The organism is Chromatiales bacterium 21-64-14 (assembly GCA_002255365.1).
GTDB lineage: Bacteria > Pseudomonadota > Gammaproteobacteria > 21-64-14 > 21-64-14 > 21-64-14.
In genome coordinates this window covers 12,273-31,653 of record NCBI01000027.1, presented here as the reverse complement: position 1 = coordinate 31,653, position 19,381 = coordinate 12,273, and the positions used below count along the sequence as shown (strand labels likewise).

At 65.5% G+C, this 19,381-nt stretch carries 17 protein-coding genes and 1 tRNA gene; 10 read left to right on the top strand and 8 right to left on the bottom strand.

What is annotated here, in order from left to right:
* Nucleotides 1-146: 146 nt before the first annotated feature.
* The 3 genes from B7Z66_11895 to B7Z66_11885 all read right to left on the bottom strand — a co-directional run bounded on the left by B7Z66_11895 (nt 147) and on the right by B7Z66_11885 (nt 1,529).
* Nucleotides 147-326, bottom strand: coding sequence for a hypothetical protein (locus B7Z66_11895; GenBank protein ID OYV75715.1), 180 nt, complete (start codon nt 324-326; stop codon nt 147-149).
* 138 nt (nt 327-464) lie between these two features.
* Nucleotides 465-541: transfer RNA gene (locus B7Z66_11890), tRNA-Pro, on the bottom strand.
* 19 nt (nt 542-560) lie between these two features.
* Nucleotides 561-1,529, bottom strand: a complete 969-nt coding sequence (locus B7Z66_11885) for an octaprenyl diphosphate synthase (protein ID OYV75717.1) — start codon at nt 1,527-1,529, stop codon at nt 561-563.
* Nucleotides 1,530-1,918: 389 nt separating this feature from the next.
* Here B7Z66_11885 and B7Z66_11880 point away from each other — a divergent pair, with 389 nt between their 5' ends.
* The 4 genes from B7Z66_11880 to B7Z66_11865 all read left to right on the top strand — a co-directional run bounded on the left by B7Z66_11880 (nt 1,919) and on the right by B7Z66_11865 (nt 4,892).
* On the top strand, nt 1,919-2,230 hold the full coding sequence (locus B7Z66_11880; protein OYV75714.1) for a 50S ribosomal protein L21: 312 nt from the start codon (nt 1,919-1,921) through the stop codon (nt 2,228-2,230).
* Between the two features lie 20 nt (nt 2,231-2,250).
* Nucleotides 2,251-2,508: a 50S ribosomal protein L27 gene (locus B7Z66_11875; protein OYV75713.1), complete on the top strand. Its 258-nt coding sequence runs from the start codon at nt 2,251-2,253 to the stop codon at nt 2,506-2,508.
* A 161-nt stretch (nt 2,509-2,669) separates the two neighbouring features.
* Nucleotides 2,670-3,695: a GTPase ObgE gene (gene obgE / locus B7Z66_11870; GenBank protein ID OYV75712.1), complete on the top strand. Its 1,026-nt coding sequence runs from the start codon at nt 2,670-2,672 to the stop codon at nt 3,693-3,695.
* Nucleotides 3,696-3,767: 72 nt separating this feature from the next.
* A complete protein-coding gene (locus B7Z66_11865; GenBank protein ID OYV75711.1) occupies nt 3,768-4,892 on the top strand; it encodes a glutamate 5-kinase in 1,125 nt (374 codons plus the stop codon).
* Between the two features lie 21 nt (nt 4,893-4,913).
* Here the strand turns inward: B7Z66_11865 and B7Z66_11860 are convergent, their stop codons facing one another.
* Entirely contained in the window at nt 4,914-5,174 is a 261-nt protein-coding gene (locus tag B7Z66_11860) for a 30S ribosomal protein S20 (GenBank protein ID OYV75710.1), read from the bottom strand.
* A gap of 171 nt (nt 5,175-5,345) precedes the next feature.
* On the opposite strand from B7Z66_11860, the gene B7Z66_11855 reads away from it, so the two are divergent.
* Nucleotides 5,346-6,884 carry a murein biosynthesis integral membrane protein MurJ gene (locus B7Z66_11855; protein ID OYV75709.1) on the top strand — a complete coding sequence of 513 codons (1,539 nt, stop codon included), beginning with the start codon at nt 5,346-5,348 and terminating at the stop codon, nt 6,882-6,884.
* 81 nt (nt 6,885-6,965) lie between these two features.
* Nucleotides 6,966-7,928: a riboflavin biosynthesis protein RibF gene (locus B7Z66_11850; protein OYV75708.1), complete on the top strand. Its 963-nt coding sequence runs from the start codon at nt 6,966-6,968 to the stop codon at nt 7,926-7,928.
* 317 nt (nt 7,929-8,245) lie between these two features.
* On the opposite strand, the gene B7Z66_11845 is transcribed toward B7Z66_11850, so the two are convergent.
* On the bottom strand, nt 8,246-8,947 hold the full coding sequence (locus B7Z66_11845; GenBank protein ID OYV75707.1) for a hypothetical protein: 702 nt from the start codon (nt 8,945-8,947) through the stop codon (nt 8,246-8,248).
* A gap of 618 nt (nt 8,948-9,565) precedes the next feature.
* Here B7Z66_11845 and B7Z66_11840 point away from each other — a divergent pair.
* From B7Z66_11840 to B7Z66_11825, 4 genes are all read left to right on the top strand, one after another.
* Complete coding sequence (locus tag B7Z66_11840) at nt 9,566-12,400, top strand: isoleucine--tRNA ligase (protein OYV75706.1); 2,835 nt, start codon at nt 9,566-9,568, stop codon at nt 12,398-12,400.
* Nucleotides 12,401-12,451: 51 nt separating this feature from the next.
* Complete coding sequence (locus tag B7Z66_11835; protein OYV75705.1) at nt 12,452-12,958, top strand: signal peptidase II; 507 nt, start codon at nt 12,452-12,454, stop codon at nt 12,956-12,958.
* 42 nt (nt 12,959-13,000) lie between these two features.
* Nucleotides 13,001-13,453: a hypothetical protein gene (locus tag B7Z66_11830; protein ID OYV75704.1), complete on the top strand. Its 453-nt coding sequence runs from the start codon at nt 13,001-13,003 to the stop codon at nt 13,451-13,453.
* Nucleotides 13,454-13,666: 213 nt separating this feature from the next.
* Nucleotides 13,667-14,605, top strand: a complete 939-nt coding sequence (locus B7Z66_11825) for a 4-hydroxy-3-methylbut-2-enyl diphosphate reductase (protein ID OYV75703.1) — start codon at nt 13,667-13,669, stop codon at nt 14,603-14,605.
* Nucleotides 14,606-14,716: 111 nt separating this feature from the next.
* Here the strand turns inward: B7Z66_11825 and B7Z66_11820 are convergent, their stop codons facing one another.
* The 3 genes from B7Z66_11820 to B7Z66_11810 all read right to left on the bottom strand — a co-directional run bounded on the left by B7Z66_11820 (nt 14,717) and on the right by B7Z66_11810 (nt 19,316).
* Nucleotides 14,717-15,178, bottom strand: a complete 462-nt coding sequence (locus B7Z66_11820) for a hypothetical protein (protein ID OYV75716.1) — start codon at nt 15,176-15,178, stop codon at nt 14,717-14,719.
* Nucleotides 15,179-15,445: 267 nt separating this feature from the next.
* Entirely contained in the window at nt 15,446-15,739 is a 294-nt protein-coding gene (locus tag B7Z66_11815; GenBank protein OYV75702.1) for a hypothetical protein, read from the bottom strand.
* A 58-nt stretch (nt 15,740-15,797) separates the two neighbouring features.
* Nucleotides 15,798-19,316, bottom strand: a complete 3,519-nt coding sequence (locus tag B7Z66_11810; protein OYV75701.1) for a hypothetical protein — start codon at nt 19,314-19,316, stop codon at nt 15,798-15,800.
* Nucleotides 19,317-19,381: the final 65 nt, after the last annotated feature.

Genomic DNA, 19,381 nt, shown 5'->3' with positions numbered 1-19,381 from the left:
GCCTCGTATGTTCGACGAAGTCATAAGTCCCTCTGTTATGCCCAACGGCCCGCTTTACGGGCGACGGCGCGTTAGCGCCGACGTCCTGTGGAAGCAGTGGTTATGCGGCAAGTTGCTTGAACAAGGTAGCGTCGCAGCACATCGGCCTACAGGGTCCGCCGGGCGGCCGAGTAGTCTGCGAAAATGCCCCGGTCCATCCATGACTCGAGCTTTCGGGCGCAGCTCTGAGCTTCGCCCTTGGTATCGAAGGTCGCTGTCTGAAGCGGGTAGCCGCGCCGACGCACCTTGAGTTGCGAGGTGCGGCCACGCTGTACGAATGTCGCCATCGGTCTCGTCTCCATCGGTTGGGGACGATGTATAGCGACTGGAGCCGGAAAGTCGGACCGCGTGTCCCAAATTTGTCCCAAATTCGGGTTCGCCCGGACTCGACAGCATGTAAGGCGTGGATTTTGCTACTGCGGATATGGTCGGGGTGAGAGGATTCGAACCTCCGGCCCCTGCCTCCCGAAGGCAGTGCTCTACCAGGCTGAGCTACACCCCGATTGATGAAAACCGAGAATTCAGTAGGTGCGGTAAACGGAGAAATCCGCCAATGTGTCAAGTCCGTCGCGGTACCTCGAAGCCGGTATCGCCGCGAGCAGGGCACGGGCCTTGGCCGCTTCGCGCCGCGCAAGCGCCTCAGTGTACGCGATGGCTCCGGTGGACTCAACGGCTTCCTGAACAGCGTCGATGTACTCCCGTCCACCTTCCCGGATTGCCCGTTGCAGCACCGCCGCCTGCTGCGGGGTGCCCTGCCGCAGCGCATAGATCAAGGGCAGGGTGGGCTTGCCCTCCGCCAAGTCGTCGCCGATGTTCTTGCCGATCTCGCCGGCGCTGCCACTGTAGTCCAATACGTCGTCTACCAACTGAAAGGCGTTGCCCAGGTGCCGCCCGAAGCCGGCCAGGGCGTGTTCCTGCGCCGCAGGCATCTCACCGAGGACCGCGCCGAGCTGGGCGGATGCCTCGAACAGCTGGGCGGTCTTGCAGCGGATCACCTCCAGGTACTGATCTTCCGTGGTCTCCGGATCCCGGCAGTTCAACAGCTGCATCACCTCGCCCTCGGCGATGGTGTTAGTGGCGTGGGCCATGATCTCCATGACCCGGGGGCTCTTTACGTCCACCATCATCTCGAAGGCGCGCGAATAGAGGAAATCGCCCACCAGCACGCTGGCCTCGTTGCCCCAGATGGCGTTGGCGGTCTCCCGCCCGCGGCGCAACGCGGAGTCATCCACCACGTCATCGTGCAGCAGTGTGGCGGTATGGATGAACTCCACCACCGCCGCGAGATCGATGTGGCAGGTCCCCCGGTACCCGCAAGCGCGGGCGCAGAGCAGCAGGAGCACCGGCCGCAGCCGCTTGCCGCCGCTGTTGATGATGTAGTGGGCGAGTTGATTGATCAGGACGATGTTGGAATGGAGTCGACGCCGGATCAGCGCGTCCACGGACCGCATGTCCTCTTCCACCAGGAGGCGGGTCGCTTCCAGGGACAGGGTGCGCTCGGTTTGGGCCGTTGTCTGCATGGGTCTCGCCGAGTGTGCGCTGCTTAGGCGCCGGTCCGGATCATCATGACGCTACGCTACTGCGGCGTTCGGTCACACCTTCCGATCCCCCGCGCCCCATAACGCCCGCTATGCTCCGCATCGAGATCGGAGATCGGTCCTCGGTCTCCCGCGCGCCGCGCGCAGGTGGCTCGAACCGGCTCCTAACGGCCTTGGTCTTGTTCGAGGGGCGCGGCGGGCACGCCCCCAGGGCCAGTCCGGGGCTGGGGCCAAAAGAATGGCACCGCAGCACAGCTTACGGTTTGACCCAGCGCAACGCAACCGATACAATGCCGGGTCCTGAAAATCACCACTCTTACAACCGCTTTGGAGAACCGCCCATGTACGCCGTGATCGAGACCGGCGGCAAGCAGTACCGCGTCCAGGAGGGCACCGTCCTCCGGGTGGAAAAACTGCCCGCGGAGCAAGGTGCTTCCGTGGAATTCGACAAGGTATTGATGATCTCCGACGGGGATCGTGTCCAGGTGGGCACGCCCTACGTTGCCGGCGGCAAGGTCACCGCCACCGTCAGCGCCCAGGGCAAGGGCCGGACCGTGGAGATCGTGAAATTCCGCCGCCGCAAGCACTATCGCAAGCAGGCTGGGCACCGCCAACCCTATACGGAGTTGCGCGTTACCGGCATCGCTGGCTAGATCAACGAGGTACAGAGGCCATGGCACACAAGAAGGCAGGCGGCAGCACCCGCAACGGACGTGACTCCGAATCCAAGCGCCTGGGCGTGAAGCGCTTCGGTGGCGAGGCGGTCATCTCGGGCAACATTCTGGTCCGCCAACGGGGTACCCATTTCCACCCGGGCACCAACGTGGGCTGCGGACGGGACCATACCCTGTTCGCCCGCGCTGACGGACAGGTCACCTTCGAAGTCAAGGGGCCCAAGGGCCGCACTTATGTGAGCGTCGTATCCGGCTGAGAAGCAGGGCGGTGCACCGGGTCCCATAAGCCCCGTCCCATGGCGGGGCTTTTTCGTGGGGTCCGTGGCAAGTTTCGCACCCGCCGGGGCGAACCCAGTTCAGTTTTCCGTACCGCAGGGGATCGAGCCGCGGCACCCCACCGCCGGAGCAGGCCAATACCATGAAGTTCGTCGACGAGGCGATCATCCGGGTGGAAGCCGGGCAGGGCGGCAACGGTTGCGTGGGCTTCCGGCGCGAAAAGTTCATCCCCTTCGGCGGGCCCGACGGGGGCGACGGAGGCGACGGCGCCAGCATCTACTTGGTGGCGGAGCCAGCCCTGAACACCCTTGCCGACTTCCGTTATCGGCGCCTGTTCCGCGCCCAGCGCGGCCAGGATGGGCGGGGTGCGAACTGCACCGGGCGCGGCGGTTCCGACTTGGAGATCCAGGTCCCCGTGGGTACCGTGGTACGGGACGCAGACACCGAGGAGACCATCGGCGATCTGGTGCGGCCCGCGCAGCGCCTGCTGGTGGCGCGGGGTGGCCGTCATGGGCTGGGAAACACCCGGTTCAAGACCTCCACCAACCGGGCGCCACGCCAGTCCACCCCCGGGGACCCCGGCGAGGAGCGGACCCTGCGCCTGGAATTGAAGATCCTGGCAGACGTAGGGCTGGTGGGCCTGCCCAATGCCGGTAAGTCGACCCTGATCAGGGCGGTATCCGCGGCCCGCCCCAAGGTGGCGGACTACCCGTTCACCACCCTGCACCCCCACCTGGGTGTGGTGCGGGTGGATGAGCTGCGCAGTTTCGTGGTGGCGGATATCCCGGGACTGATCGAAGGCGCCGCCGAGGGCGCCGGCCTGGGGATCCAATTTCTGCGCCACGTGGCCCGCACCCGTCTGTTGCTACAGGTGGTGGACGCAGTACCCCAAGACGGCTCGGATCCCGTTGACAGCGTGCACACCATCGCCGGAGAGTTGGAGAAATTCAGCCCGGAACTGGCGCGACGGGAACGCTGGCTGGTGCTCAACAAAACCGACCTGCTCCCCCCCGGGGAGCGCGATGCGCGGTGCCGGGACATTGCCGCGCGGCTGGGCTGGGAAGGACCCGTATTTGCGCTGTCGGCGGTCAGCGGCGAGGGCACCCGCACCCTGGTAGCCCGGGTGATGACCTACCTGGAGATCCACGGCCCTGGTGGCAGCAGCTAAGGCCGGCGTGTACAGTCTCGCCTTCCCATGGCGTGGGTGGGCGGCGCGGACGTCTAGGCGCGTGGGGGACCCATGAAGACCCGTGAACAATTGGCGCACAGCCGACGCTGGGTGGTCAAGGTCGGCAGCTCCCTGGTCACCGCGGATGGACGCGGCCTGGATGGTTGTGCCCTCGACGGCTGGGTGAGCCAGTTGGCGGCGCTGCGCCAGGCGGGCCGGGAGCCGGTGTTGGTCTCCTCCGGCGCGGTGGCGGAGGGTATGGTTCGCCTGGGTTGGCAGGAACGCCCACGGGCACTCTACGAACTCCAGGCGGCCGCTGCAGTGGGCCAGATGGGGATGGTCCAGGCCTACGAGGCGCGCTTCCAGCGCTTCGGCATGCATACCGCCCAAGTGCTGCTGACCCACGACGACCTCGCCGACCGCAAACGCTATCTCAACGCCCGCACCACCCTGCGCACCCTGCTGCGGCTCGGCGTGGTGCCGGTGGTCAACGAGAACGACACGGTTGCCGACGAGGAGATCCGCTTCGGGGACAACGACACCCTGGCGGCGCTGGTGGCCAACTTGGTGGAGGCGGATCTGCTGGTGATCCTCACGGATCAGGACGGTCTGTTCGACCGCGACCCGCGTGCCGACCCGCAAGCACGGCTGATCCGCGACGGGCGCGCGGGAGATCCGGTACTGGAGAGCTTGGCGGGCACCGGGTCCGGGCGGCTGGGCCGCGGCGGAATGCGCACCAAGGTGCGGGCGGCAGCCCTGGCCGGGCGCTCCGGCTGCGCCACGCTGATCGTCCACGGCCGCACCCCGCGGGTCCTCGAGCGGCTGGCGGAGGCGGAACCGATGGGGACCTTGCTGTTGCCGGGCCAGGAACCCCTGGCGGCCCGCAAGCAGTGGCTCGCCGGCCAGCTCCAGGTGCGCGGGCGGATGGTCCTGGACGAGGGGGCGGTACGGGTGTTGCGGGAATCCGGCCGCAGCCTGCTGCCGGTCGGGGTAAAGGCGGTGGAAGGCGAATTCGCGCGGGGGGAACTGGTCGCGTGTGTGGACCCGGCGGGCACGCCGGTGGCCCGGGGTCTGGTGAACTACGGCGCGGCGGAATCGCGCCGGATCGCCGGCCACCCCAGCCATCGCATCGAGGCACTGCTGGGCTACGTGGATGAGCCGGAACTCATCCACCGGGACAATCTGGTGATCCTGTAAAGAGGAACGCGGTGCGCAGGTCTACAGGGCGTGCAGGCGTACGTTGAGGCGGGTCTTATGTCGCGCAGCCTTGTTTTTGTGGATAAAGCCCTTGCGTGCCATACGGTCGATCACCGGCACCGCCGCCTTGTAGGCAGCCTCCGCGCCCGCGCGGTCACCGCCGTCCAGGGCCTTGACGACCTTTTTGATGTAAGTGCGCAGCATGGACCGCTGGCTGGCGTTGGCGTGGCGTCGCTTGACGGACTGACGGGCGCGCTTTCGTGCTTGTTGGGTATTGGCCAAGCTGGTGGCTCCTGAACGTCGATTCCCCAGGGAAGGCCGCGTACTATGCGAATTTTTCCCCGCTTTGTCAATCCTCAAGCGCGTGTGTAGTGGCTTACACCCCGGGGACGGAGCGGGTACACTGCCCGGAATCCGCCCGAAGGCCGGGGCGTTCCCGGGCCCTGGTCATCCATGAGTCTGCGGCTGCTGAAATCCACCGCCACCGTCGGTTCCATGACCCTGGTCTCCCGGGTCTTGGGGCTTACGCGGGACGTGGTGGTGGCTCGTTTCGGGGCCGGGCCCGCCACCGACGCGTTCTTCGTGGCCTTCAAGATCCCCAATTTCCTGCGCCGGTTGTTCGGCGAGGGGGCTTTTTCCCAGGCTTTTGTGCCGGTGCTGGCCGAATACAAGAGCCAGCGCAGCCTCGACGAGGTGCGGATCCTGACCGACCGGGTCGCCGCCGCCCTGGGTGGCATTTTATTTCTTGTGACCCTGGTGGGGATCCTGGCCGCCCCGGTGCTGGTTTACCTCTTCGCGCCCGGCTTCCATAACGATCCGGCCCAGTTCCGGCTCACCGAACACCTGCTGCGCATCACCTTCCCGTACATCCTGTTCATCTCTCTCACCGCTCTGGCGGGGGGCATCCTGAACACCTACGGGCGCTTCGGGGTACCTGCCATCACACCGGTACTGCTGAACCTGTGTCTGATCGGCGCCGCCCTGTGGCTCGCTCCGCACATGGCTCAACCCATCACCGCCTTGGCCTGGGGGGTATTGGTGGCGGGTGTGGTACAACTTGCGTTCCAGTTCCCATTCCTCGCCCGCCTGGGTCTGCTGCCCCGCCCCCAGTGGCGCTGGCGCGACCCCGGGGTCCAACGCATCCTGCGCCTGATGCTCCCGGCGCTGTTTGGTGTCTCCGTCACCCAGATCAATCTGCTGGTGGACACCCTGATCGCCTCATTCCTGGCGAGCGGCAGCATCACCTGGCTCTACTATTCCGACCGCCTGATGGAGTTTCCGGTCGGGGTATTCGGAGTGGCCCTGGGTACGGTGATCCTGCCGAGCCTGTCCCAACGTCATGCAGAGTCGGACCCGGCCGCGTTCCGCCGCACCCTGGACTGGGGTCTGCGCTGGGTGCTGCTGGTCGCGGCCCCCGCCACCCTCGGCCTGATCCTGCTGGCCGGCCCGCTGCTCACCACCCTGTTCCAGTACAAGGATTTCACCGCCTATGACGTGGTGATGGCGAGCCACAGCCTGATCACCTTCTCCGTCGGACTCACCGGTTTTATCCTGATCAAGATCCTCGCCCCCGGGTTCTACGCCCGCCAGAACACGGCCACGCCGGTGCGCATCGCCGCGGTGGCCGTGGTGGCGAATATCGTGTTCAACCTGCTGCTCGTGCTGCCCCTGCAACACGCGGGGGTGGCGCTGGCCACCTCACTGGCAGCCTACGTCAACAGCGCGCTCCTGTTCCGGGCCCTGCGCCGCGACGGCATCTACGCACCGGAGCCGGGGTGGATCCGGTTCGCCTTGCAGGTGGGTGGCGCCTGCCTGGTGATGGGGCTGGTACTCGGCTACGGGCGCGGCGACCTCGCCAGTTGGCTGTCCTGGGGCGCCGGGCGGCGCGCCGCCCACCTGCTGCTGTGGGTGGTGGCAGGCGGCGCCAGCTACCTGGGGGCGCTGGTGATCCTCGGACTGCGGCCCGCCCAACTGTTGGCCCACCACGAGTGAGCGCGCGGCGCGGCATGACACGGCGGCGCCCTGGCCTATAATCGATAGCCCTTGAAGACCTCTTACACAACGCCCGTGGTCATGGATCTCATCCGAGGACTCCACAACCTGCAGCCCGCGCACCGCGGGTGCGTCGCCACCATCGGTAACTTCGACGGGGTGCATCTCGGCCACCAGGCGGTGCTCGGTCAACTTGCCGAGCAGGGCCGGGAACTCGCGCTGCCCACCACCGTGATCACCTTCGAGCCCCACCCCCAGGAGTTCTTCGCCGGCGCCGCCGCGCCGCCGCGCCTTACGCGGTTCCGGGAAAAGGTCCTGGCGCTGCGGCGCTTCGCGGTGGACCGCGTGTTGTGCCTGCCGTTTGATCCGCGCCTGGCGCAGCTCCCTCCCGAGGAATTCATCCGCCGGGTACTGGTGGATGGACTCGGGGTCCGCTACTTGGTGGTAGGAGACGATTTCCGGTTCGGGCACGGACGCCGCGGTGATTTCCACCTGCTGCAGGCGGCGGGCCGCGAGCACGGTTTCCCGGTGGTAAACCTGCACACCTTCACCATCGACGGCGAACGGGTCAGCAGCACCCGCATCCGCGCCGCCCTGGCGGCGGGGGACCTGGCCACGGCGGAGAAACTCCTGGGCCGGCCCTACCGGATGCGCGGGCGGGTAGCGCGCGGCGACGGGCGCGGCCGCGGGATCGGTTTCCCGACCGCCAATCTCCATCTGCACCGCCGGGTCAGCCCGGTACGCGGGGTGTTCGCGGTACAGATGTTCGGCGTCGAGGGCGAGCCGGTTCCCGGTGTCGCCAACCTGGGCAACCGGCCTACGGTGGATGGGACCCACAGCCTGCTAGAGGTGCACCTGCTGGATTTCCAGGGCGACCTCTACGGGCGTCACGTGGCGGTGGACTTTCTGCATCGCATCCGGGACGAGCAGCGCTTCGCCTCCCTGGATGCCCTGGTCCAACAGATCCACCGCGATGTGGCGGCGGCCCGCCGCTATTTCGCCGGCCCGAACCGTGATCCCGAGGGCGCCCGATCGGTCCGTTGACGCGCGCGCCATTGCGCGCCCACGCCGAAAGACCCGGCTACCGATTACCCTGGATCGTTCTGTCTTCCCTACTTGTTAGTGGGATCACACAGTGGTGCGGCCAAGTCGGCGCCCTCGCGTCCGCTCCCGGAGGCACGGCGGAATGGCTTTCATTCGGTGCGGACCGCACCGGCGGGAAAACACCCAGCAACGGCAACGGGGCCGCCCGCGAAGCCGGACGCCCCATGACACCCCGGGGGGCCCGCCGATCCCTGAGGGCCCCCCATCCATCACGTCCCTGTGGCCGCTGCTGGCAATCCAAGCCGGTTAGCCGGTCATTACGACGATGATCTGCCACTCACTTCGAACGCGCTGAACTCGGAAGACTCGTAGGGCATGGCGTCCTCCAGCGCCTTCTTACTGATCCCAGCCTTCAAGCCCAGTTTTTGGGGGCCCTGCGGTTGCAGCTGATTCACGGGTACGGCTGCGTTCTTCTCCCCGATACCAAGGAAACCGCCCATCCCGATCACGGCGTAGACCCGGTGGTCTTGCTTGTGGATCGCCAGTTTTTCCACTTTACCCACGGCCTGGCCCTCGGCGGTCACCACCTCCTTACCGATATACGCCTTCGGTGCCACGCTACCGGTGGCAGACCCCGGGCTGACCGCTTGCAGGCCGCTGGCGTCAGTCTCGACGAAAGTCCCGTTGGACCTGGACTGCCCGCGAGTCTCGAGCGTGGCGCTCGTCGCTGCACCGGCGGGAACCGGGGACGACGGCAGCTGAGTTTGCGTCGCCACTCCACTGCGAACGCCGGCCGTAGCGCCTGCGGGCACTCCGGGCTGCACCGCCCAGCTCGCCGCCGACGCGGCCATGGTGAATACCGCGACCGTAGCCGTCAAAAGGGTTCGCTTATCCATGATAGGTCTCCTTCCTGTTATTAATAACGGTGCTTGGCCGGTAAGCAACGTGATCGATGGCCAAGCGGCACACCGCTCACGGTCGATCCAATGAGGATCGAGAACGGCCTTGACAGCCACCATTGCATTCGACGTGCCAGTTTATAAATATCTAATATTTAATAATATTTTTAGAATACAACCGGCCGATACTGTCGCCGTCAGGAAACATCGGTACGCGTGAGAGACGTAACCGGCTGAACGGAGGGGGTTGGGGGTGTCTCATGGTAGCGACGCCTCGGGCGGGGCGCGGGCCGTTCGCGCTGGGGCCGTGCCTGCGGACCGCGCGTTGCAACGGCGAGTCTGGTGGAGACCGAGCTCCCCACGCGGCCCCCACCCCGGGGGTTTGCACCGGTCCAGTGGCACCGGGTGTCTCCCGGCCGGGGCACCCCGGCAACCGGTTCGCGTGCAGCAGGCTTCAAGCTACCGAACGCGTAGAACGTCCACGGCCCCATCTGGAAAATCGCCCGCTGATTCCTTATTCTTCGGACCCGCTGTGCAAGGCCTGCGCGCGCGGCGTCGGGCGCGCAAGGGCGAAGATCCCCCACGTTTCCCGAACCACGAGGACGGAAACCGCGCACCGCAGAGTCAGACCGGTAGCCCTTCGGGGCGTGGGCATGTAGAGTGCCAGCAAGGCGGTTCGGGCGGCCACGGCTGGATCCTTCCGGACCCGATGGCACGCATCAGCAGATCCGCGGATCCATGACGAATTACAAAGAAACCCTGAACCTTCCGACGACCGATTTCCCCATGAAGGCGAACCTCGCCCAGCGGGAGCCGGCGATGCTCCAACGCTGGCGCGAGCTGGACCTGTACCGCCGTTTGCGGGAAACGCGCGCCGGCTGCGAGCGCTTCGTGCTCCACGACGGCCCGCCCTACGCCAACGGCGACATCCACATCGGCCACGCGGTGAACAAGATCCTCAAGGACGTGATCGTCAAGGCGCGCACCCTTGATGGCTACGACGCCGCCTATGTCCCCGGTTGGGACTGCCACGGACTGCCCATTGAACTACAGGTCGAAAAGAAGGTCGGCAAACCCGGGCGCAAGGTCAGCGCCGCGCAGTTCCGGCTAGCGTGCCGGCACTACGCGCAACAGCAAGTGGAACGCCAGAGCCGCGACTTCCAACGCCTCGGGGTACTGGGAGACTGGGACCAGCCGTATATGACCATGGCGTTCGCCTTCGAGGCGGACACCCTGCGCGCGCTCGGCCGCGTCATGGCGGCCGGCCACGTGGAGCAGGGGCACAAGCCGGTGCACTGGTGCACGGATTGCGGCTCGGCCCTCGCGGAAGCGGAGGTGGAATACCAGGACCGCACCTCGCCGGCCATCGATGTGGCCTTCACGGCGGTGGACGACGGCGCATTCCTCCGCGCGCTACGCCCCGCCGCGGACGACGCGGGCCACGGTCCGATCGCGGTGGCGATCTGGACCACGACCCCCTGGACGCTGCCCGCGAATCAGGCCGTGGCCCTGAATGCCGGACTCGAATACGCCCTGGTGCAGGTGGACGGCCCCGACGCGACCCGGCGCCTGCTGGTAGCTGAGGCCCTGCTCGCGGACGTGATGGAACGCTACGGCTGCACAAGCTATCGCATACTGGCCAGCGGCCCGGGCGCAGGACTCGAAGGCGTGCGGCTGCGCCACCCGTTCTATGCACGGGAGGTGCCGGTGATCCTCGGGGATCACGTGACCGTGGAGGCCGGTACCGGCGCGGTACACACCGCCCCCGGTCACGGCCTGGAGGATTACGTGGCGGGCAGCCGCTACGACCTTGCAGTGGACAATCCCGTGGGAGGCGACGGCTGTTTCCTCCCCGACACCCCATTGTTCGCCGGCGAACCGGTGTTCGTGGCCAACGACCACGTCATAGAAGTGCTGCGAGCCAACGGCGCCCTGCTGCACGCAGCGTCCGTGCGCCACAGCTATCCCCATTGCTGGCGCCACAAAACGCCGATCATCTTCCGCGCCACGCCCCAGTGGTTCATCAGCATGGACCGCGGAGGGCTGCGCCGTCAGGCCTTGGCCGCCATCGAGGACGTGCAGTGGACACCCCAGTGGGGCCGCGCGCGCATCGCCGGCATGGTGGAAGGCCGGCCCGACTGGTGCATCTCGCGGCAGCGGACCTGGGGGACACCGATCCCGCTGTTTGTGCATCGGGAAACCGGCGCGCCGCATCCGCGCACCGCAGAGCTGATCGAACAAGCGGCGTTGCGGGTCGAGCAACGGGGCATCGATGCGTGGTTCGAGCTGGACCCCAGGGAACTGCTGGGCACCGAGAGCGCGGACTACGCGAAGGTCACGGATACCCTGGACGTCTGGTTCGACTCCGGGGTCACCCATCAGTGCGTGCTGCGCAGACGCGCGGAACTCGGCTTCCCCGCGGACCTGTATCTGGAGGGTTCCGATCAGCATCGCGGCTGGTTCCAGTCCTCACTGCTGACCTCGGTGGCGATGAACCAGGGCGCGCCGCCCTACCGGGGCGTGCTCACCCATGGTTTCACCGTGGACGCGGACGGGCGCAAGATGTCCAAATCGCTCGGCAACGTGGTGGCGCCGCAGGAGGTCATGAAGACCCTGGGCGCTGATGTGCTGCGCCTGTGGGTCGCGGCCACCGATTATCGCGGGGAGATGGCGGTATCCGACGAGATCCTCAAGCGCATGGCCGATGCCTACCGACGTTTGCGCAACACCGCACGCTTCCTGCTCGCTAACCTGAATGGCTTCGATCCGGCCCAGCATCGGCTCGCCCCTGAACAGATGCTGGTGCTGGACCGCTGGGTGATGGATCGCGCCCTCGCCCTGCACCGCGAGGTGCGCGCCGCTTATGGGACCTATGAGTTCCACCTGATCTACCAGAAGGTCCACAACTTCTGCGTGGTGACGCTGGGGGGCTTTTATCTGGACATCATCAAGGACCGTCAGTACACCACGGCGCGGGATGGCGTGCCACGGCGCTCCGCACAGACCGCTCTGTATCACTTGGCCGAGTCGTTAGTGCGCTGGATCGCGCCGATCCTCAGCTTCACCGCCGAGGAACTGTGGCAACACCTGCCCGGGGAGCGCAGCCCGTCGGTATTCCTGGAGACCTGGTACGAGCCGCCGGCCGTGCGGTTCCCCGCGGGCATGGGGCCGGAGCTCTGGGACCGGGTGATCCGGATGCGGGACGGCGTGGGCAAGGAGCTGGAGAAGCTGCGGGTGGCCGGCGCGATCGGCTCATCCCTGGATGCCGAGGTCGACCTCTATTGCGACGCCCAGTGGCGGGATGCCTTGGCGCATTTGGAGGACGAGCTACGCTTCGTGCTGATCACCTCCTACGCGCGGGTGTGCCCGCTGGAGGAACGCGACGTGGAGGCGGTGCGCCTGGAACTGGCCGAGGGCGAACTCTGGGTGCGGGCGCGCGCCTCGGTTCACCCCAAGTGCGGGCGCTGCTGGCACCACCGGGAAGACGTGGGACACAACGCCGATCACCCGGAACTGTGCGGGCGTTGCGTCGGAAACGTGACCGGCGCCGGAGAGGTACGCCGTTTTGCCTGAGTACCGGACACAGACCGGGCATTCGAGTCCCGGGCCCGGGGCGCCAAGCCCATGATGGAACCGGTGCATCCCCACCGGGGCAACCATCTGGCCTGGCTGTGGCTGTCCGTCGCCGTGGTGATCTTGGATCAAGTCACCAAACACCTGGCGGCGCGCGGGCTGGAATATGGTACGCCGGTAGCGCTGCTGCCGTTCCTGAATCTGACCCTGGTGCACAATACCGGCGCGGCGTTCAGCTTTCTCAGCCGGGGCTCCGGGTGGCAGCGGTGGTTGTTCATCGCCCTGGCGAGTGCGGTCAGCGTGGGAATAGTGGTGTGGCTGCGGCGGCTTCCGGCACGCGCCGGCTGGCAACCGGCAGCATTGGCGCTGATCCTGGGCGGGGCGGTGGGCAATCTCATCGACCGCATCGCCTACGGGTACGTAGTGGACTTCATCGACTGCTACTACCGTCATTGGCATTGGCCGGCCTTCAACGTGGCCGATTCCGCCATCACCGTCGGTGCTGCACTGCTGATCCTGGACCTGCTGCGCGAGGGCGGCCGGCCCGACGCGAAGTAAGCGGGCACCATTCGGCACCGCACGATTGCTTCGGGAACACCTATGAGCGAAACCCTCCCCACTATCGGCCTCGGCAGCGAGGTGCGGATGCATCTGTCTATCACCCTGGAGGACGGTACCGAGGCCCTCAGTACCTTTGGCGAAGCACCGATACAGCTGCGGATCGGGGACGGCACCCTAGTGGAAGGGTTGGAACTGGCGCTGATCGGTCTTGGCGCCGGGGCACGTCAGCGCCTGCACGTGGAACCGCAGTACGCCTACGGGCTTCCACAAGCCGACCGGGTTCAAACCATGGACCCAGCCCAGTTCCCGGCCGGGATGGACCCGCAACCGGGTCTCGTAGTCGGCTTCACGGGACCGGACGGCGCGGAGGTCGCCGGCACCATCCATGGGGTGGGGCCGGATGGGGTCCGGGTGGACTTCAACCACCCCCTTGCGGGCCATGAACTCATCTACGAAGTCGAGATCCTTGAGGTGGTCAATCCCACGCCCTAGCGGGCCGCGACCCTCGACAGCCCCCCCAGCGCGTCCGTCCCGTTCCGCTGCGCGCGGTCCGTAGGCCGCGCCGTGCGTCGATAAGTAACGGGAAACATGATCTAAAGTCCCCCGCGTGGAGGCCGCCAACCGGGGCGGAGCCACGAATCCGGCCAAATCCGCTGTTCACCGGGCTTTAGCCGTCCGCGGTCCGTGGCATATAATGGTTGGGCTATGGAAATTCTTCTGGCCAATCCGCGCGGTTTTTGCGCCGGGGTCGAACGTGCCATCGAGATCGTGGAACGGGCCTTGGAGCTGTTCGGTGCCCCGATCTATGTCCGCCACGAAGTGGTCCACAACCAATACGTGGTGGACAATCTACGGGCCAAGGGCGCGGTGTTCGTGGAGGATCTGGACGCGGTCCCGGACGGCGCGGCGGTGATTTTCAGCGCTCATGGTGTACCGCAGATGGTCCGCGGCGCCGCCGAGCGGCGGGGCCTGAAGATATTCGACGCCACCTGCCCATTGGTCACCAAGGTTCACATGGAGGTGGCGCGCCATGCCAAGGTCGGACGCGAGGTGGTATTGATCGGCCATGCCGGGCACCCGGAAGTGGACGGGACCCTAGGCCAGTACGACCACAGCAACGGGGGCGCAATCTACCTGGTGGAATCAGAGGACGACGTGGAACACCTGGAGGTGCGGCGCCCGAACGACCTCGCCTATGTCACCCAGACCACCCTCTCCATGGACGATACGACCCGCGTGGTCATCGCGCTGCGGGCGCGGTTCCCGAAGGTGATCGGGCCACGCAAGAGCGATATCTGCTACGCCACCCAGAACCGCCAGGACGCTGTCAAGGAAATGACCGGACGCTGTGATCTCATGCTGGTGGTGGGATCGGCCAACAGCTCCAACTCCAACCGGCTGCGGGAAATCGCTGAGAAGGCGGGCATCCCGGCCTATCTGATCGACGGCCCCCAGGACCTGCAACAGGAATGGCTCGCGGGCCATGACCACATCGGCGTCACCGCCGGCGCCTCGGCCCCGGACGTGCTGGTACAAAGAGTCGTCAGCCGGCTGCGGGAATGGGGGGTGGTGAACATTGAGGAGCGCCCGAGCCGCCCCGAGGGCGTGGTGTTTTCCCTGCCCCTGGCCTTGCGCCACTCCTGAATTCCCCGAACCGCGTCACCGCCGGTGGGCCCGGCGAATTTCCGAATCCGCACGGGTCCAATGTGGTACGCGTTCGTGACCCGGGTTACGGCGTCCGCGCCGCAATCGTCGCTACTGGTTCCAGCACTTCTGCACGCTACCAGTGCCGGTAGAACCCTTCTGATTGGTGGAGTCCAGGGTGAGCGTGGTGCACTGGGTGTCGAGGTTTTGATTGCCCTTGCTGGTAGGCGTCGCTGTGAGCAGATAGCTGGTACTGATCGTGGCACCGGCCATCGGCGCCACTGCCAGGGTGTAATACCCCTCCGGGCTTTGAGCATCCGCAGGCGGTAGCCCGCATGCTTGGCCAAATGTACAACTCGGCGCACCAACATTCGGCGCGTAAGAATTGTACAAAGTATAGAACCGCTCCTCGTCCGAGGCGGCCTGGGTCAGCAGGGTGTGGGCGTCCGAGCGCCGGCTGGTCACCACCCAGGAGCGGTAGGACGGGTAACCGATGGCCACCAAAATGGCAATGATCACGATCGTGATCATCAGCTCGATCAGGGTAAAGCCGGCGTTTGGTCTCGCTCGCATGATCCGTATCCTCACCTGAAATCGGGCGGCAGGACGGGGCCTGCCACGGTGTCGTCTCCCCACCTCTGGTCCGTTGCGAACCGCGCACCGGATCCGGCCAGCAGACCGGCCCGCCCAGATCTCACGCCAGCCGACTCAACATGACCGGCGTTCCTCACCGGTCTCCTGCCGTAGCCGCCGCCGGACGCGTCGAGGCGGGCGTACGCGTGCGGTCCGTGCGCTCATCCTACCGGCATCCCGTATCCGCATACCGGTTGGAAGGTCTGGCTAGCGGCGCTCCGGCGGCTGGACCCAGATCTCCGTGATCACCGGATGGCGTCCACTGGTGGTGTCGTAGCCGATCCGCATCCCCGGCTGCAACGCGCCCGGGCTCAGCTTCGCCGTGGAACCGGCTTCGCCATGCACCTGCAGCCCCGGTGCCAGCTTGTACCGGTGTCCACCCACGTCGAGCGCATGCCCGCCGCTATGCACCGCAGTCACTGGACCGCTCTGCTGCATCACCACCCGCGACGCCTGGACCGCCGTGACCGGCGCCACCAACAACACAGACAGCACCAACATCGTTCCTCGTACAGCACGCATCCCGAGATCCTCTCTTACGTTCTTAAACCCGTCGCCATCACTGGATCTGGCGCCAAGACAGACGCCCCTGCAGGAGGCCGCCACGCTCCTGTACCCGCTCGATGGCCCCCGTGGATTGGCTCACCAGCTTCGAGTCGCCGATGTCGCCATGCTTATCCTTACCAATCGTGGGTGTCGACGCAAGACCCTGCATGGGGATCCCGGCCGGAACCGCACCATTGACGGTATCCGCGCTATCCAATTTCCCGTCCGCATTAAGATCGATCTCGGGCTTGGTCAAGGCCCCGCCGCTGGCGAAATCCAGCACCATCAGCCAGCTCTGCCCCCCTGCGGAACAGACATTGGACGACGGGGTATAGGTAGTGAAGATGATCCGCCCGCCCACCAGCTGGGAGTCGGTGATGGAACGCTCGCCGGGCGTCGGAAGATCGATGTACCAGCCCTCCTTGGTGTTCCAGTCGATCGGGTTTTGGCTCACCAGCCGCACCTGGGTAGCACCGTTGAATATCGGCGGGGAGACGGTCGCGACGGTGACGGTCTGCTGCACCAAATTGGCCCGGGTCGGCATCGTAGGCCAGTTGTTGTCCCAGATTCCGTAGAAGGTCTGGGGATCGGTATTGGTGATATCCGGCGGCCCCAGGAACTGGCCGGTGCCAAAATAAACCATCAGGCCCTGTTTGGCCGGGAAGTTTGGCTGCAGACTGACCGTGGGCGCCGTGGTGATCGGCTGGGAATTGCCGCTGGCGTCCTGCGCCTTGAAAATCGGCGTAGCCGACCATAAGGACGGGTTCCCGGAAGAGACGTCGACGCGCCACATGTTGCCCTGCAGGTCGCCCACATAAACGCTGGTAACCAACCCGGTGCCATCCAGGGAGACTACCGTGGGGCTCGACAGACCGTTAGGCTTGGTCGGGTCACACACGCTGGTGGGCTGACCCTGGCAAAGGTTGATCTTGTCAACCAGGGCTCCCGTCTGGGCATCGACAAAATACAGGAACGGCATCTGGCTGCTGTTGTTGTAGCCGGAGCCGAATACCACCACGAACCTGGTACCGCTGCTACCGCTATTGACGCGGGCCACCTCGGGACGGCTGTAGCTCTGTCCCATGTCGCTGTCGGTGAACTCCCACAGGACATTCGAGGCCACCCCGGTCTCGGTGGTCATGGTGGAAGGACTGGTCACATCGAGGGCATAGATGCTGTTCCCACCGTTGTTGAGACCGCCAACCACAATGGAGTGCCAGGTCCCGTTGTTGAACAGGACATCCCCAGCGGTGGGCGTTCCGTCCACATAGAAGCGGTGGCCCGCAGTCGCGCTGGAGTCAGTGAGGTTAAGCAAATTATCGAATACGCCGTTCGGAACAAAGGCGAAGAGCTCCTGCCCACCAATACTCGGGTTACTACTGGCATTGAAGGCATGCAGCATCCCATCGTTTGCGCCGATGTAGATGACCGGCATCCGGTTGGCTTGAGCAGTCTTGAAGGACTGATAAGAGGCATCCTGGTAAGGCCCGTCCGGGGCGCCGACGTACAAGGGGGCGCTGTCTACGATGTCCCCGAGAATATGGGAGCGATTGCGGAAGGTGCCACCGTTGCGTACCTCGTTGGAAGTGTCGCCGCGCAGATAATTCAGTCGTGCCGGTCCCAGGGTGTCCGTGGTGGAAGTCATCAGCAGACTCTGCTGATTGTTGGTCCCCGATGAGCTGATGTCGGCCCAGCGGAACGGAACCCCGCTGCTGCTTACCGGGTCATACGTCACGATAACCCGCCCCGAGTCCCATCCGGTACCCGCAACCTTGGCGTCCAGCCTCTGTTGCGCACTCCATATCGCGCTGGCGCTGGTGGTATTTACCGAGCTGCCGGTTCCGAGCGGGAACGCCAACAGGTCGCCGGTCCAGTCGTTGTAAGGGGTGTCGTCCGGATTAAACCGCCCCTGATAGACCGTGCTGGTGGAACTCAGGCTGGTGGAATCCACTGCGGCGCTGCTCGTCGCAAGGTTGTTCGACTGGATCTGCGTAAGGATCACCCGCAGGTCCGCAGCCACCTGAGACGGCGTAGTCGCCGCGAAATAGTCCGTGGTACCACCGGCGTAGGCCATCGCCTTGAGGCTCGCGGCGGCCTGCGGATTCTTAGTGGGATCCACTCCGGCCCCCATGCCCACCACGTAGGTGTCAATCCCCGCTTGTTTAAGCGCTGCAATCTGGGCAATCGTATCGGTCAAGGCCTGGTCGTTGGTGCTGGACAACGCGCCCGTCGTCGAGTCAAAGGTGGCGCTTACGCCATAGCCGTTTGCCGCATCGCTTCCGAGGGGCGGCCAAGCGTTTCCGGCCAAGTCCACTGTCGGCAAGCCGTCGGTAATCAGCACCACATAGCGTTGGGGTGTGCAGCCGTTGCTGGATGGGGGCGCTGAGGAGCCGGTGTAGTAACCATAGGCGGATTGCAACATACCGGCCAGGGCCGCATTGACCGCGTTCGATTTGATCTCCCCGCTATCCGGCTGATTGGTCTCCGGTGCCAGGAGCGCAGCGAAGCTGGACCGCCGGCTGGTGCTGTCCACCGCCACTGGCATCAGCAGCTTTCCGCTGTTGGTTACGTTGTTATAGTAGCCGAACCCCCGCTCGGCATACATCACTTCGTCGGAGTACGGGACATAGCCCGCGTTGGTGGGACCGGTCGCGAACGGCCAGCCGTAACCATAGACGTGGTGATATCCCATCAACACACTGCCATTGTTGTAATCCGTCAGGGAGAACGTCGGCGGATAAGGGCTGGTAACCTTGCCGGCGCTCCAGTTCGTTCCCTTGTAGGGGCCATCGTAACTCACGAATACCGTGGGATAGCTGCTCGGGGCATACAACACGTCGTTGACGGAAGGCGCGTCGCTGGTCTGGGCCGCGACAAAGTACGGATCGCTGGTGGCGGCGCTGCGGTACGGCACCGCCAAGGGGTTGCAGTCTCCGCTCGAAATCCGGTAGGGGTTACTGCCGACGTTGTAGCAGGGATTCGCATAGGTGTTGTTGCCGGCAGTGGAGGTAAACGTGAACCCGCCGGGCTGACTCATGAAATACACCCACGTGGTATAAAGAACCGGGCTGCCGCTGGTTCCCAGGTCCATCAAGCCGAAGTCGGTTACCGCCTGATAGTTCGTCAGGGTCTGCTGGATGGCCTGCTTGGCCACGTTTAGCCGGCTGTCGGAGTTGTCGTACTGCACCCCATTGTTGGTTACGGTATAGGGAGCATCCCCGGCCGAGTTCGGACCTTGGACCGGGGGGGTAAACCCCGTGAACACCGGATATGTCCCCGGTGCGCCGGTCATGATGGCCCCGGACAGATTGCCATCCATGGACTGGGAATTGCCCAGCAGCATCAGAACCTGCGGGTGGGCCGGGGTCACCAGGATCAGCGGCGTGTCCGACAGGGGGATCGGGGACGGGGGTGACGACGAGGGTGGAGCCGAGTAGGACGCCGGCACACCGGCCATCACCGTCAGGCACAGGGCGATCAGCCCCTGTATGGCGGCTCTCGATTTGCGTCGTAGAACACGCTGACTCGTCATGTCAACAAACCTCGCTGGTGACGCCGCGGCACTCCGCCGAACGCGTCGATGGACTGGATCCGGGT

Excerpts from the sequence above, each read along its gene's own strand:
- B7Z66_11895 (OYV75715.1), bottom strand. The coding sequence starts at position 326 with ATGGCGACATTCGTACAGCGTGGCCGCACCTCGCAACTCAAGGTGCGT.
- B7Z66_11880 (OYV75714.1), top strand. The coding sequence starts at position 1,919 with ATGTACGCCGTGATCGAGACCGGCGGCAAGCAGTACCGCGTCCAGGAG.
- B7Z66_11875 (OYV75713.1), top strand. The coding sequence starts at position 2,251 with ATGGCACACAAGAAGGCAGGCGGCAGCACCCGCAACGGACGTGACTCC.
- obgE (OYV75712.1), top strand. The coding sequence starts at position 2,670 with ATGAAGTTCGTCGACGAGGCGATCATCCGGGTGGAAGCCGGGCAGGGC.
- B7Z66_11865 (OYV75711.1), top strand. The coding sequence starts at position 3,768 with ATGAAGACCCGTGAACAATTGGCGCACAGCCGACGCTGGGTGGTCAAG.
- B7Z66_11855 (OYV75709.1), top strand. The coding sequence starts at position 5,346 with ATGAGTCTGCGGCTGCTGAAATCCACCGCCACCGTCGGTTCCATGACC.
- B7Z66_11850 (OYV75708.1), top strand. The coding sequence starts at position 6,966 with ATGGATCTCATCCGAGGACTCCACAACCTGCAGCCCGCGCACCGCGGG.
- B7Z66_11845 (OYV75707.1), bottom strand. The coding sequence starts at position 8,947 with ATGGTGGCTGTCAAGGCCGTTCTCGATCCTCATTGGATCGACCGTGAG.
- B7Z66_11840 (OYV75706.1), top strand. The coding sequence starts at position 9,566 with ATGACGAATTACAAAGAAACCCTGAACCTTCCGACGACCGATTTCCCC.
- B7Z66_11835 (OYV75705.1), top strand. The coding sequence starts at position 12,452 with ATGATGGAACCGGTGCATCCCCACCGGGGCAACCATCTGGCCTGGCTG.
- B7Z66_11830 (OYV75704.1), top strand. The coding sequence starts at position 13,001 with ATGAGCGAAACCCTCCCCACTATCGGCCTCGGCAGCGAGGTGCGGATG.
- B7Z66_11825 (OYV75703.1), top strand. The coding sequence starts at position 13,667 with ATGGAAATTCTTCTGGCCAATCCGCGCGGTTTTTGCGCCGGGGTCGAA.
- B7Z66_11820 (OYV75716.1), bottom strand. The coding sequence starts at position 15,178 with ATGCGAGCGAGACCAAACGCCGGCTTTACCCTGATCGAGCTGATGATC.
- B7Z66_11815 (OYV75702.1), bottom strand. The coding sequence starts at position 15,739 with ATGTTGGTGCTGTCTGTGTTGTTGGTGGCGCCGGTCACGGCGGTCCAG.
- B7Z66_11810 (OYV75701.1), bottom strand. The coding sequence starts at position 19,316 with ATGACGAGTCAGCGTGTTCTACGACGCAAATCGAGAGCCGCCATACAG.